Below are 14408 nucleotides of genomic sequence, written 5' to 3'. Positions count from 1 at the left end.
CATGGCAGATCATGGTTTTAGCATCGGGGAAGCAAACACACTTGTAGGTATTATTGGTAAAATTTTGAAAGCAATTTTTCTTATTTCTGTAGTGTCAAGTGTAATACTTTTGGAAACCCATTTGTTTGGGTTCTCTATAACTAATTTGTGGACTGATTCTTATAATTTTCAATTAAAGGAATTAAAGCCAAATTACTTTGCAAATGGATATAATAACTTCTTGTATCTGTTTTCAAAATTTGTAGCTAGTAAGATGCCATATTGGGCAAATTTTGGAGTGATTTTATGTATTCCCTCGATAGTTTATGTTTCATTTTATCATGCGAAACAAAAGCGATTTCCTAGAATAATTATTAGCACTTTAATCAACAACATTTTAATAGTCTTTTTGATTGCAATGTTAGGGAAATTATTAAGCACACTTATTGGAAATTTTGGAACAATAATCGGTATAACTCCTATTCTTTATGCTCTTTATCTATTAAAGTTTAAGAATAGAATCAAACCGAGTCAAACCGAAAAATTCAATAAGGTTAAAGAAAAGTCCAAAAAAGAAGATGACCGATTCACTTTTAAAACAAATAAAGGAGAAATAAGCTTAGAAAATCCTTACAGAGGAATTTATGTTCAAGGTGGCGCAGGCTCTGGGAAAAGCGCTTCAATATTTGAAAGAATTATACTGCAATTGTCAAAAAAGCTATTTACGGGAATATGCTACGATTTTAAAGGGGACTTAACCGAAAAAGTTTATTTAAGTTATGAAAACACTTCGATCAAAGTCAAGAATATTGATTTTAAGCATCCTTTATTGAGTGACAGAGTAAATCCTATACATCCAAAATATTTAACCAAAATTGCCATAGCAAATGATTATAGTCAGGTTATTATCAACAATCTTTTACCTGAATCAATTCGGAAAATGGATTTTTGGCTTGGTAGTGCTAAGAATATTTTAGTATCTGTCATTTGGTGGTTAAGACAAAAGCATCCCGATATATGTACGCTACCACATGTGATATCATTTATAGTTCAAACTTCATTTGATGTTTTAGTTCAAAAGATATCGGAAGATCCCGAAGCAAGAGGTATGTTAGCTGCGTTACAGGAATCTATTGATAGAAATGCAGACCGTACAATTGCAGGAATGCTTGCAACCCTTCAAAATGCTTTATCTATTCTTAATGCTCCTGATATTTTTTGGATTCTCTCAAGCAACGATGTTGATTTGCACTTAAACAATCCCGAGAACCCTCAATTTCTATGTATTGGGAATGACAGTACATTACCTACCGTCTACACTCCTGCAATCTCGCTTATTATTTCAGTAGCGCTTAGGCAAATGAATCAACCGAATCAGCAAAAATCAGTTGTGTTATTAGACGAAGCTCCAACAATTTTCATCCCAAATATTGAACAAATCCCCGCTACTGCAAGGAGCAATAAAATAGCTACAATATTTGGAGTCCAAGATTATGCTCAATTAGTAGATAAATACGGCGAAGGAAAAGCTCAAGTTATTATTTCAAACCTAGGGAATCAATTTTTCGAAAGAACGACAAATTACAAGACCGCTGAAATGGTTCAAAATCTATTCAGTAAAAAAGATGAAGTATTTACATCAAAAAGTTCTGGTGACGGAACAAGTGGCAAATTTGTACATCTAGGAAGTAATACCAGCTCAGGAACTAGCGAAAACATACAGGAGCGAAACCGAGTGAAGATTAGCGACATAGTCAATTTGGCACAAGGAGAGTTCTACGGTCTCGTTGCCGAAGGCACTCCCCGTGAATTTTTAAAAACTCAATTTTTAAGAGACGAGATACAAGGGAAATATATCAATCAAAAGCTACCAATAAGCGATAGCATGATGCAAGAGAACTACTATAAAATCATTGCAGAATGCAAAGAAATTATATCAAGTTAAAAACAATTATTCAAAATCAATTTTTATAAATTAAAATCAATTACAAATGAAAAAAACTAAATTATTTCTTGGGGTATTATTACTATCAGCTTTTACAAAAGGTTATTCCCAAACCTACAAAAATGCTTTTGGTGTTGGCATTGGGGCAACACAGGACGGTTATGGTGTAATGTTAAGTCATAATTACTTTATTCACGGAGACAACTCAATTTCAGCATCTATTTTAGTAACCGATGCTAAATACAAAATCGGAGATGATAGAGTCGGCTACAACGACACAACACTTAATTTGGGATATTCTGTCCCCTTGTATCTTACTCAAAACAGAAAATTCGGGATTGTCTTAGGGAGCGGTGTAGTACTTGGCTACGAAATAGTCAACGATAATAAAGACTTGAATTTAAGCAATGGAAGTTTGATTTTGGATGAATCAAAATTCATTTATGGGGCTTATGCGGGATTAGACTTTGACTACCTTATTAATGATAGAACAACGTTTTTTATAAAAGTAAACGAGTATTATCACGCTAATTCCGATTTGGGAAAATTTGTTCCGTTTGCAGGAATTGGACTTAGATATTATACCAATTAAATAGATTAAATAAACAATATAATTATATATAATAAAGATGAAAAAAAATATTAGAAAAATCGGAATGTTAATGATAATATTTTCTTTAATGGCTTGCACCAAAGAAGTAGATGTTTTAGAGCCAAAACTAGCAGGCTCTTACAAAATTGAATCAATTATAACAGATTTACCTGTTGATTTAGACAACGATGGAGTTGCTAATACAGATATGAGTAAAGAAAAAGACCGTGGCTATTGTCGTTTTGATGATACTTTTTCATTTAACAATGGTAACAAAGGAATTTGGGCTGATGGTTCTGATATTTGTAGCAATGCCTTAGAGCCTTCTGACGATTATTTTAATTACATCTATGACAAGGCAAAAAAAACTATTTCTATGGAAATATTTCACAAAGGAGAAAAAGAAAGTGAGCTTTTAGAACTTACTGATGTTTTTGTCAGCTACAAGGACGGAAGACAAACACTTAAATTTAGTTTCTACGACGAACGTTATACTAACAGAATAGTAACGTACTATCTTGTATCTGAATAAGTAAACGAACATAAACAATTAAAAACATGGATTTATACTTTGTAAAAATATTAGACCAACAAAAAATAAAAGTTGGCATTTCAGAGAATGCAAAAAAAAGAATAGTGACTATTCAAAATGCTGGAGGCTATCCTGATAATCAGATTTATTCAAATATTTTTCATGATTCTGGTCAATTTGAAAGCACCTTAAAAGTGTTGTTCAAGGACTATCAAATCAAAGGAGAGTGGTTTGAATACAAAGGGCTTGTAGAATTTTTTCATAAAAAAATTCAGTTTGAAAATAAAATAGATTTGAATATGATTCGCACTCTGCCAAAAAAGTTCCTCAATTCAATAGATTTTAATCTAGATAAAGAAAGTCAGAAAATAGAAAAAACTATACAAAAACAACAATCTGACAAAGAGAGATTGGTAATAAAAGGTGATATTTTTAATTTATCAAAAGAGGAACTAGAAATGATAAAAAAAGGAGAAACAGTATATTTATATGACAATTTTGTTGACTTCTTTCACGGAAAGACTTTCATTACTTGGGAGTTTGAAGATAAACGGCATATTGTACAAGCTTTTTTAAAAAAACTAGGCGTAGAATTTAAGCGGTTATAAAAGAGACGGATTCTCTGAATATTGTAATATTCTTGTAATCTTTAGGTCTTAAATTATTGGCACTTTAGACATTGAAAAAAATAATTAAAAAAATAAAACAATGAGTAGTATCACATTAACAGAACTTTACTCTTTATTGTCTGAAAAAGTAGGGAAAGAAACAGCTTTAAGTTTGACTTCTTACATTGAACGAAAAATAGACAAAGAAGTAGAGCAAAATAGGAGCGACTTAGTAACTAAGAAAGAATTAGAAAAACGATTAAGATGGATGCTAGGCATATTTATTATCGTTTCATTAATGATATTTGGTTTATTTATTGCCATTTTATTAAAATAAAATTTAAAGTCCTGCTTCGGTAGGATTTTTTTGCTTGAACTACTAATTTTTAAAGTAATTAAAAGAATCATTTATGAAATGGGAAGCAATAGAAACCGAAGAAGATTACAATAAAGCTGTAATACGAGCTATTGAGATTTTTCACGCTGAACCAAATACACCTGAAGATGATGAACTAGGAATTTTATGTTTATTAATTAAAGATTATGAAGACAGACATTATCTAATACTTGAATTAGATGTTCTAGAAAATATTAAAAAGGGATTGGAGGAAATGAAACAATCTAAAAAAGGTAATTTGAAAACTACTCCTGCTAAAGATTTTTTGAATGAGTTATGAAACTGTGCAATCCTTAAAAACTGAAAAAGATGTTAAATAAAGAATTTGAAGTAGCTGAAAAAAGAATGAATGAGATATTAAACATAGCTACCCAAAAAGGTGGTTTTGCTTTTTTAACCCCTGATGAAGATTTAGAATTGGATAAAGTTTCTAGTATAGTTAAGAGTTACGAAGACGTACATCTTATTATTGGTACACCTCAAACAATGTATAATAAAATAAAACCAAACATTGCATTTATTGAAATAGGTAATGATGGAACTTATGGCGTGTATATTGAAAATAGTACATTAAATTACGGAATTCATGGAACTGGGAAAACTATAAAAGAAGCTATAGAAGATTTTTTTAATTCATATAAGGAAATGAAAGAATTTTACAATGAAAAGGGGAAAGAGTTTATCGAAGCAACTTTTGAGTTTAAGTACGATGTGGCTTCTTTTCTAGAGTATTATGGAAAGAATTGTTTACGTAGATAAGTAAATAACGTGAAAAGCCGTTCCGGATCTTTTCTTCAGAAGTACAAAATAACGTGAAAACGAGAACCAGGAATGAGCTGCAGAAATGCAAAATAACGTGAAAACAGAAAAAGCGCTTACAGCTGGCCAATTAAAAATAACGTGAAAATTAAAACTTGCACATTTGCACTTGTACTTTAAGATAAAAAAAATTGTAGCGTTCAAAATCTTAACTATATTTGCCATATATTGGCAAGTGTAATTTTAGCAAGTATTAATTATGGCAACATTTGGAGAGTTTTTGAGAGGGGAGAGAAATAAGAGAGGATTGAATCAAAGTGAATTTGGACAGTCTTTCGGTATTATTATGACTGAGATTTCTAAAATAGAAACAGGAAAGAAAAAATTTCCGTTTGCAAGTCTTGAATCACTTGCTGAATTTTTAGAGAAAGACTATTTAGAGTTAAAAAATTTATATGTTGCTGACAAGTTGGTTGAAGAAGCTCATAAATACAACTGTTCAGATGCTGTTTTTGCTGTAGCAGAAAACCAATCAAAATATTTAAAAAATAAGAATGTTAAACAAGGTGAACTAAAATTCTAATAAATATGGATAATAAGAAACTTATACTCTCATTAGGATTTACACCTAAAGAAAATACCGTTGGGATTTTTCGAAAAAAATACTCTAACTCAAATAATTATGCTATTGAAATTGATTTTGAAAAAGAAATTATCAATTTTGGTAATAAAATAAAAGGAGAAAGTAAAACTACTCAAAATTTCTCTCAAGCTGAAAACTGGGTTGTTGTAGAATGTGTGGACAGATTACTGGAAAAGGGATATCAGCCTCAAAATATTACTTTAGAAAAAACTTGGAAAACTGGACACGGTACAAGTGGAAGATTAGATATTTTGATTTCTAAAGAGGATAATTCTGCCTATTTAATGATTGAATGCAAGACTTGGGGAGCTGAGTTTGAGAAAGAGCTTAAAAATTTAGAAAAAAACGGAGGTCAACTATTTACTTATTTTCAACAAGACAAAAATGCTGATGTTCTAATGCTATATGCTTCAAAATTAGACGGTAAAAAGGTTGAGTATAAAAATACAATTGTAAAAATTGAAGAAGATTATCGCCAAGCGGGAAATGTGAAAGATTTCTTTGAGCGTTGGAATAAACTACCAAAGACAAATGGCGTTTTTGATAGTTGGGTATCGCCTTATGAATTTCAAAGTAAGGCATTAACCAAAAATGATTTAAAAGTATTAAGGCAAGAAGACAGTAGTTTTATTTTCAATCGTTTCTTGGAAATATTAAGACATAATGTCGTTTCTGATAAGCCTAACGCTTTCAATAAAATATTTACACTTTTCCTCTGTAAAATTGTTGATGAAAACAGAAATACAAGTGATCAATTGCATTTCCAGTGGCTTGAAGGAGAAGATGATCATATTTCATTTCAAAAAAGACTAACTGATCTGTATAATAGAGGAATGCTTGAGCTTTTGGAAAAGAAGGTTACGGATGTAAGTGACAGCGAATTTGATAAGCAATTTTTACAAGTTGAATCTCAATACAAAGATAAATTCAAAGAAATTTTAACTGAAATACGTCTTAAAAAGAACAATGAATTTGCAATTAAGGAAGTATATGATGATGCTTCTTTTGAGGAAAATGCAAAGGTAGTAAAAGAAGTGGTGGAACTACTTCAAGTATATCAAATACGCTATAATTACCGCCAACAGTTTTTAAGTGACTTTTTTGAATTACTTTTGACGACAGGATTGAAACAAGAATCTGGGCAGTTTTTTACACCAGTTCCTATTGCTCGATTTATAATTAAAAGTTTGCCGTTTCAAGAAATTACAGCTCAAAAAATTGAGGTTGGAAATAAAAATGACTTGCTACCGACAATAATTGATTATGCGGCAGGAAGTGGTCATTTTATCACAGAGTCAATGGAAGTAGTTCAAAATTATATTGACGGCCTAGATGAAAGTTCTTTTAGTCCTACTACCAAAAGAGCTATTGAAAAATGGAAAGTTGACCAATTTGATTGGGCGGAGTCTTACGTTTATGGTATTGAAAAAGATTATCGACTTGTAAAAACAGCAAAAGTAAGTTGTTATTTACACGGAGATGGTTTGGCTAAAGTCATTCACGGAGATGGTTTGGGTGATTTTGGAACTTCAAAAGAGTTTAAGGATTTATTGAAGGAGACCGACAAAACCTATCCGCAAGACAACAAGCAATTTGATGTTATAATCTCAAATCCACCTTATTCAGTTTCTGCTTTCAAGGGTTTGATGGATGAAGAAAAATCTAGGCTTGCATTTGATTTATACAATAGATTAACCGATCAAAGTTCTGAAATAGAATGTTTGTTTATTGAACGTACCAAACAACTATTAAAAGACGGAGGTGTTGCAGGAATCATTTTGCCAAGTAGTATTTTGAGTAATACTGGTATTTATACCCAGACAAGAGAAATCCTTTTAAAGTATTTTGAAATATTAGGTATTGCCGAATTAGGTTCCAATACTTTTATGGCTACAGGAACAAATACCGTAACGTTGTTTTTAAGACGCAGAAATAATGCAGATGCATATAATATAGAAGAAGCGATTAAAAAGTGTTTTGTAAACTTGCAAGATGTAACTATAAACGGCATTGAAAAACCGCTTAAAAAATATGTAGCTCACGTTTGGGACTCCATTTCATTCGAAGATTATAAAACACTGTTGCATAGATCGCCTAATAAGAACGTCGAGCAACACGAAATTTATAAGGAATATATCAAGAAAATAAAAGCCAAAAACGAACAGGAACTTTGGACTGCTATTTTAGCTATCGAGCAAGATAAATTGCTTTATTTTATTTTGGCTTATCCTCAAAAATTAGTATTAGTAAAAACAGGCGAAAAAAACGAAGAAAAACGATTTCTCGGTTACGAATTTAGTAACCGTAGAGGTAGTGAAGGTATTCACGCCATACAGCGAAGTAAAAGTATAGATGAATGTACTCAATTGTTTGATGCCGATAGTTTTACTAATGCCGAAAAAGCGAGCACTTATATTTATAAAGCGTTTTTAGGGGAGTTTGATTTACAGTTTCCAGAAAATTTACAAAAAAATCTTAGCTATCATAATTTGGTAGATATGTTTACGTTTGACCGTGTGGACTTTGAAAAAAATATTTCGCTGTCCGTTAAAAAAAAAGTAAAAATTGAAAGTAAATGGGATGTGAGATCTCTTAAAGAATTTGTTGATCTTCAAAATGGATTTGCTTTTAAAAGTTCTGATTATATTGAAAAATCAGACACATTGAATTTTAGACAAGCGAATATTAGACTTGGAGGTGTTTTAGATTTAGAATATAAAAAAACATTTCTTCCCGATGATTTTCAAAGAAAATATAAAGACTACCTTTTATGTGATAATGATGTGATTATAGCAATGACCGATATGAATAGTGAATTAAATTTACTTGCAATACCTACGGTTTTTAAAAATAATACAGGTAATAGTTTTTTATTAAACCAGCGAGTAGGTAAGTTTATTAATTTTGATTTAAAGGTTATCTCTCCCAATTATTTAAATATAATTTTAAAATCAAGTATTAGTCGAGAACAGCTTAAACGATTAGGTTTTGGAAGTGTTCAATATAACATATCAAAAACTGATTTATTGGATTTTAAAATTCCAGTACCACCGCTTAAAATTCAAGAAAAAATAGTTTCTGAAATTGAAGTGTTGGAAATGCAAGAGCAAAAAGCGAATGAAAGAATCTCAGAATTAAGAGAAAATATTAAAAACATAATTGGTGCAGTTAAGGGAGATAGTAAAAAACTGCGTGATTTATGTGATTTTTCTAGTAAAAGGATTAGTTCCTCGTTATTAACTTCAAAAAATTATATTGGAGTTGATAATATGTTACAAAATATGGCAGGTAAAATTGATTCTAATTTTGTACCAGATGCTGGAACGTCAACAGCGTATAACATTGGAGATGTTTTATTGTCTAATATTAGACCGTATTTAAAAAAGATATGGTTTGCAGATAATGATGGAGGTAGTTCAAATGATGTGTTAGTATTCCAAGCAGCATCTGAAAATATTGATTCGAAATACATCTATTATACTTTAAAACAAGATGAGTTTTTTGACTATGAAATGCAAAAACCCAAAGGTTTGAAAATGCCAAGAGGTGACAAGCAACACATTATGGATTATAGAATAGCTCTACCTTCTTTAGCTGAACAGCAAGCTATTGTTACTCAAGTTGACAAAATTGAAGATAAAATAACTGATTTAGAAAAACAAATTAGCTTAATGCCAAAACAAAAAGAAGTTATTTTAAAGGCGTATTTGATGTAATGTCAACCACCATAGCTACTGCAACGGATTTGAATATTAGAGATAATGGCAATAAAATTATAGAAAAAAAATATTTCTATTTACCAATCATAAATTATAAAGCTCGCATTTGGCGGGCTTTTATATTTTATTTCTTATCCTGAAAAAAGTTATCAGCAAATAATAAACGGCAACGAAAACGGCAACTAAAAAACAAAAAGCCTGTAAACATTGAGTTTACAGGCTTTTTTGTGGAGTCGCCGGGAATCGAACCCGGGTCCAAACAAGCAACTAAAGAGCTTTCTACACGTTTATTTCCTGATTGGATTTTCGATGTTGAGCTAGGTCAGGAACAACCACTCAACACTTATCTTCTTAATTTCGATCTCCACCCGAAGCTCATGGAAATCTAGGTTTATTTTTACGGTTCCCCTGTACTGACCGCCACAAACCAAGGCTTTCAAGGAGAATCCAGCTTTCCTACCTGGTAGGAACGTGGCGCAATCGTACTATAATTCGGATTATGCAGCTAAAGCGTAGTTATTTTCGCCGTGTAAAATTGTAAGATCTTATATTTACGAGCAAGGTCTCAATGCTCGACGTGCTTACTTTTCAATTCGACTTGCTGTCAAAACCAGTCGACCCCAAAAATGAGTTTGCAAATTTATACTATTTGAAGTTAGTTTTATAATAAATCTTTCAGAAAAATAACATTATTCTTCATCCTTGAAATTAAACGGATAATCACCAAAAATTGGCGCCAGTTTACGAACTGCATAGGTATTTCGAGTCATTTTGTTCGACAACGCAATAATAGTCACATGCTCTTTCATCAAAGTAATATACGAAGACGTATTGCCGTGCCACCAACCGTTGTGGAAATAAAAATCTTGCCCCGTTTCCCAATTGATCATTCGGATGCCCAGGCCGTAATTTTTGGTTCCCTTACGCTCATTACTGTATCCGGTATAAACTTGTTTTAGTAATTCTGGTTTTAGAAAGTCAGGTGAATTTCTGGCACGGTCAAACTTTAAAAGATCTCGCACCGTTGAAAAGATATTTTTATCCCCATACACATTATCCAGATAATCAAAACCAATTTCTACGCCATTACCTTTATAAGAAGGAACAATTTTTTTTCTGTCCTTATCATCGTCAAAAACATAAGTGTGTTTCATTCCCAAAGGTTTAAAAATCATTTGGTGCATGGCTTCTTTATACGTTAAGCCTGTAATTTTTTCAATAATTAAAGCTAGCATCGCATAGTTGGTATTGCAATAGCTAAAACGTGTTCCGGTTCGAGATTCTAAACCAATATTTTTGGTAGCCAGAATATCCAGGATATCTTTATTGGTAAGCTGATTGTGCCTGTCCCATACTGATTTGTCCCGGTCTGTGAAATAAGCATAATTGCGCATTCCGCTGCGATGGTTAAGCAACATTCTTATCGTACATTCTTCGTACGGAAAGGTTTTTAGAATTGTATTTACTTTTTGATCTAAATCGATCTTACCTGCATTTACAAGTTTTAAAACAGCAGTAGCAGTTAGAACTTTACTTACAGAAGCAATTTGAACAGGAGTTTCTGCAGTTATTTTAGTGCCTTCGTTTTTATTCGCAAATCCGTTATATCTTTCAAAAATAATCTGACCATTTCTGGCTACTAAAAAACTCCCGTTCATACTATTGTTGGGCCAGTTTTTGTTGTAAAAGTGATTTATTCTTCCGGTTACTGAATTTATATAGGCTTGTGAAATTCTTTTTTCCGGGCCTAACGGTTTCATTTTGGGTAAAGTATCTTCTATCGTTGAAGTAGTATCTGCGGTTGTTTTTTTATCTTTTCCACAAGAACTTAAAACTAATACTAGAAAAAGTATTTGTGGTATCTTTGTTTTTTTAAGGAAGCTCATTTTCATCATTCTTTAAAAACAAATATATAGAATTCAATATTTATGTTTTACCGTTTGGAGATACTTCAAAAGGCTTGTTTAACAAAAAATTAAGATTTTGTTTAATTAATTGATTGTTTGTCAGCTTTTAACGGATTTTAAATATTCTAAATTGTAATTCTGAATGAAAACTTTAACTAAATTTGTTATATTTGAAACAAATAAGATGTAAAAAGTTATATTAATAATTATTTTAAACGTATTTAAATGAAATTTGGAATCATAAAAGAAAGAAAAAACCCGCCGGATCGCAGAGTTGTTTTTGCTCCCAATGAACTTACAAGACTTAAACAGCTTTATCATGAAGCGGTAGTTGATGTAGAGAGTTCCGATATCAGGATTTTTTCGGATATACAATACAAAAGTATGGGAATCACTGTTACCGAAGATGTTTCGGACTGTGATGTGTTATTTGGTGTAAAAGAGGTTCCGGTTGAGAATTTGATTCCTAATAAAGCCTATTTCTTTTTTTCGCATACGATTAAAAAACAGCCTTATAATCGAAAATTGCTACAGGCTATCTTAGAGAAAAATATTGATTTATACGACCATGAAACTATTGTGGATGCTAACAATCGACGCTTAATTGGTTTTGGAAAGTATGCTGGGATGGTGGGAGTTTACAACGGAATTCGTGCTTTTGGAATAAAGTTTGAATTGTTTAAATTGCCAAAAGCAGAAACTCTTGATGGAAAAGAGGCTTTGATCAAACAGTTAAAACGTATTACCATGCCGGCTCTAAAATTTGTCATTACCGGAACAGGTAAAGTGGGGAGTGGAGCCAAAGAAATTTTGGATGCTATAAAAATAAAAGAAATTACAGTTGATAATTATCTGACAAAAAAGTATGCGCAAGCCGTTTATGTACAGTTGGATGTTTTAGAATATAATAAACGTATTGACGGTCAGGTTGTTGATTTTAAGGATTTTGTAGCAAATCCAGAGGAATATGTTTCTGATTTTGAGAAATTTACTAAAGTGACGGATATTTATTTTGCGGGTCATTTTTATGCTTCTGGTGCTCCAATGATTTTAACGCGTGAAATGCTGAATGCAAGTGATTGCAAGCTAAAAGTGGTTGCCGATATTTCCTGTGATGTTAACGGTCCAATTGCTTGTACCGTGCGATCCTCGACCATTGCGGAGCCTTTATATGGCTATTTTCCTTTGGAAGATAAAGAAGTAGATGTTTTTCATCCCGCGGCTGTAGTGGTAATGGCTGTTGATAATCTGCCGTGTGAAATCCCAAAGGATGCCAGTGAAGGTTTTGGAGAACAATTTATGGAGCATGTTATTCCGGCTTTCTTCAACGGAGACAAAGATGGAATTTTAAAACGTGCTAAAATAACCGAAAAAGGAAAACTAACAGATAGGTTTAGTTACCTGCAGGATTATGTTGACGGGAAATAGAAACTTTGTTTCAGGTTTCAAGTTTGATGTTATATAAAAAGGAGAAAATTTTAAATTTTCTCCTTTTTATTTGTTTCAAGTTTTAACCTAAAACCTGAAACCTAAAACTTGAAACAAAAAAATTAAACCATTTCCTCCGGTTTCACCCAGGCGTCAAAATCTTCGGGGCTTACGTAGCCTAAACGAACGGCTTCGTCTTTAAGAGTAGTTCCGTTTTTGTGGGCAGTCTGAGCAATTTCGGCAGCTTTATAATAGCCAATTTTCGTATTTAAGGCGGTAACCAGCATCAACGAATTGTCGACTAGTTCCTTAATGCGTTTATAGTTTGGTTCAATTCCTTGTGCACAATGTTCGTCAAACGAGATGCAGGCATCTCCTAATAATCGTGCCGATTGCAGGAAGTTAGCGGCCATGACCGGTTTGAAAACATTCAGTTCATAGTGTCCCTGCATTCCGCCAACGGCAATTGTCATGTCGTTTCCAATTACCTGAGCACAAACCATTGTTAAGGCTTCGCATTGGGTTGGATTTACTTTTCCGGGCATGATAGACGATCCTGGTTCGTTTTCCGGAATATGAATTTCACCAATTCCCGAACGGGGTCCTGAAGCTAGCATTCTCACATCATTTGCGATTTTGTTTAGGGAAACGGCTAGTTGTTTTAAGGCTCCATGGGTTTCTACAATAGCGTCGTGTGCCGCCAGGGCTTCAAATTTGTTTTCGGCCGTCACAAAAGGATGATTGGTGAATTTTGCAATATAGTCGGCTACTTTTACATCGTATCCTTTTGGAGTATTTAATCCGGTGCCTACTGCGGTTCCCCCTAAAGCGATCTCGGATAAATGGGCGAGCGTATTTTTAAGCGCTTTTAATCCAAAAGACAATTGAGCAGCGTATCCTGAAATTTCCTGTCCAAGTGTTAGAGGGGTAGCATCCATAAGATGTGTACGACCGATTTTTACAACAGTTGCAAATTCGGTTGCTTTTTTTACAAAAGTAGCGTGTAGTTTTTCAACTCCCGGAATGGTGGTTTCGATCACCATTTTGTAAGCAGCAATGTGCATGGCTGTAGGGAAGGTATCGTTTGAAGATTGCGATTTGTTTACGTCGTCATTGGCTTTAATAAATGGTTCTCCTTCTCCAATATTGAATCCTTTTAAGACTTGTGCGCGATTGGCTATAACTTCGTTAACATTCATGTTGCTTTGAGTTCCTGAACCGGTTTGCCATATTACAAGAGGGAATTCGTCATTTAATTGTCCTGCTAAAATCTCATCGCAAACAGCTGCTATGGCATCTCTTTTTTCAAAAGGTAAAACACCTAAGTCGGCATTGGCATAAGCGGCTGCTTTTTTTAGATAAGCAAAACCTTCAATGATTTCCTGCGGCATAGACCCAGGTGCTCCAATTTTAAAATTATTTCTTGAACGCTCTGTTTGTGCTCCCCAATATTTATCGGCTGGGACCTGCACTTCGCCCATCGTGTCTTTTTCTATTCTGTATTTCATTATGTGGTATGTAAAAAGTTATTTGTAAAATGTGAAATGTTGTTTGTGAAACGTAAAATGTTGTTTGTGAAATGTGAAATGTTTGATGAAAACTGAAATTTCTTATGAAAACGAACGAACTAGCCCTGATGGTAGCGGCATCCTTTTGTGCTGGGGTTCGGCACAAAAGATATAGCGAACAGCAGGAATTAGCTTCTGAAGACTCTCATGTTCTTGTGCTTGAGATTGTTCAGTAAAATGGCAGTTATCCATAAGAAAAAAAGCTTATTTAAAATGAGTATAAATATAAGCATAAATGTTATTTCCCGAAAATTGATTTGGATTTTATTGCTAAGGAAAAATATAAGGCTTACATTTGTCCTTACATTCAAAAATTCCGGAAAACATGTTT

Annotated in this window: 12 protein-coding genes and 1 other RNA gene; 10 read left to right on the top strand and 3 right to left on the bottom strand. The window is 32.9% G+C overall.

Features of this window, described 5'->3' with window-relative positions; translation table 11 throughout:
- The first annotated feature begins 1 nt into the window (after position 1).
- From AC3IS6_RS20820 to AC3IS6_RS20780, 9 genes are all read left to right on the top strand, one after another.
- The gene (locus tag AC3IS6_RS20820) at positions 2–1924 is read left to right on the top strand and encodes a type IV secretory system conjugative DNA transfer family protein (RefSeq protein WP_489162165.1); all 1923 of its coding nucleotides are present in this window, start codon (positions 2–4) and stop codon (positions 1922–1924) included.
- Positions 1925–1970: 46 nt separating this feature from the next.
- A complete protein-coding gene (locus tag AC3IS6_RS20815; RefSeq protein ID WP_489162164.1) occupies positions 1971–2516 on the top strand; it encodes a conjugal transfer protein TraO in 546 nt (181 codons plus the stop codon).
- A gap of 37 nt (positions 2517–2553) precedes the next feature.
- The gene (locus AC3IS6_RS20810; RefSeq protein ID WP_072962595.1) at positions 2554–3048 is read left to right on the top strand and encodes a hypothetical protein; all 495 of its coding nucleotides are present in this window, start codon (positions 2554–2556) and stop codon (positions 3046–3048) included.
- 26 nt (positions 3049–3074) lie between these two features.
- Positions 3075–3656 (top strand): GIY-YIG nuclease family protein, encoded by a 582-nt coding sequence (locus AC3IS6_RS20805; protein WP_072962599.1) that lies wholly within the window; start codon positions 3075–3077, stop codon positions 3654–3656.
- 100 nt (positions 3657–3756) lie between these two features.
- The gene (locus AC3IS6_RS20800) at positions 3757–3993 is read left to right on the top strand and encodes a hypothetical protein (RefSeq protein ID WP_072962602.1); all 237 of its coding nucleotides are present in this window, start codon (positions 3757–3759) and stop codon (positions 3991–3993) included.
- Between the two features lie 73 nt (positions 3994–4066).
- Positions 4067–4333 (top strand): hypothetical protein, encoded by a 267-nt coding sequence (locus AC3IS6_RS20795; protein WP_072962605.1) that lies wholly within the window; start codon positions 4067–4069, stop codon positions 4331–4333.
- Positions 4334–4362: 29 nt separating this feature from the next.
- Complete coding sequence (locus AC3IS6_RS20790) at positions 4363–4812, top strand: hypothetical protein (RefSeq protein WP_072962608.1); 450 nt, start codon at positions 4363–4365, stop codon at positions 4810–4812.
- A gap of 259 nt (positions 4813–5071) precedes the next feature.
- Positions 5072–5395, top strand: a complete 324-nt coding sequence (locus tag AC3IS6_RS20785; RefSeq protein WP_072962611.1) for a helix-turn-helix domain-containing protein — start codon at positions 5072–5074, stop codon at positions 5393–5395.
- A gap of 5 nt (positions 5396–5400) precedes the next feature.
- Positions 5401–9171, top strand: coding sequence for an N-6 DNA methylase (locus AC3IS6_RS20780; RefSeq protein WP_489162160.1), 3771 nt, complete (start codon positions 5401–5403; stop codon positions 9169–9171).
- A 228-nt stretch (positions 9172–9399) separates the two neighbouring features.
- Here AC3IS6_RS20780 and ssrA read toward each other — a convergent pair.
- Positions 9400–9796, bottom strand: a transfer-messenger RNA (tmRNA) gene (gene ssrA, locus AC3IS6_RS20775).
- Positions 9797–9863: 67 nt separating this feature from the next.
- The gene (locus tag AC3IS6_RS20770) at positions 9864–11066 is read right to left on the bottom strand and encodes a serine hydrolase domain-containing protein (protein WP_489164937.1); all 1203 of its coding nucleotides are present in this window, start codon (positions 11064–11066) and stop codon (positions 9864–9866) included.
- Between the two features lie 240 nt (positions 11067–11306).
- Between AC3IS6_RS20770 and AC3IS6_RS20765 the strand changes: the two genes are divergently transcribed.
- Positions 11307–12509 carry an NAD(P)-dependent oxidoreductase gene (locus AC3IS6_RS20765; RefSeq protein ID WP_489162158.1) on the top strand — a complete coding sequence of 401 codons (1203 nt, stop codon included), beginning with the start codon at positions 11307–11309 and terminating at the stop codon, positions 12507–12509.
- Between the two features lie 122 nt (positions 12510–12631).
- On the opposite strand, the gene fumC is transcribed toward AC3IS6_RS20765, so the two are convergent.
- Entirely contained in the window at positions 12632–14017 is a 1386-nt protein-coding gene (fumC, locus tag AC3IS6_RS20760; RefSeq protein ID WP_489162157.1) for a class II fumarate hydratase, read from the bottom strand.
- Positions 14018–14408 lie beyond the last annotated feature (391 nt).

The sequence above is a fragment of the Flavobacterium sp. KH_035 genome, from assembly GCF_057839565.1.
Note: the sequence above shows the minus strand (reverse complement) of the source record. Positions and strands in the feature narration are given on the sequence as shown.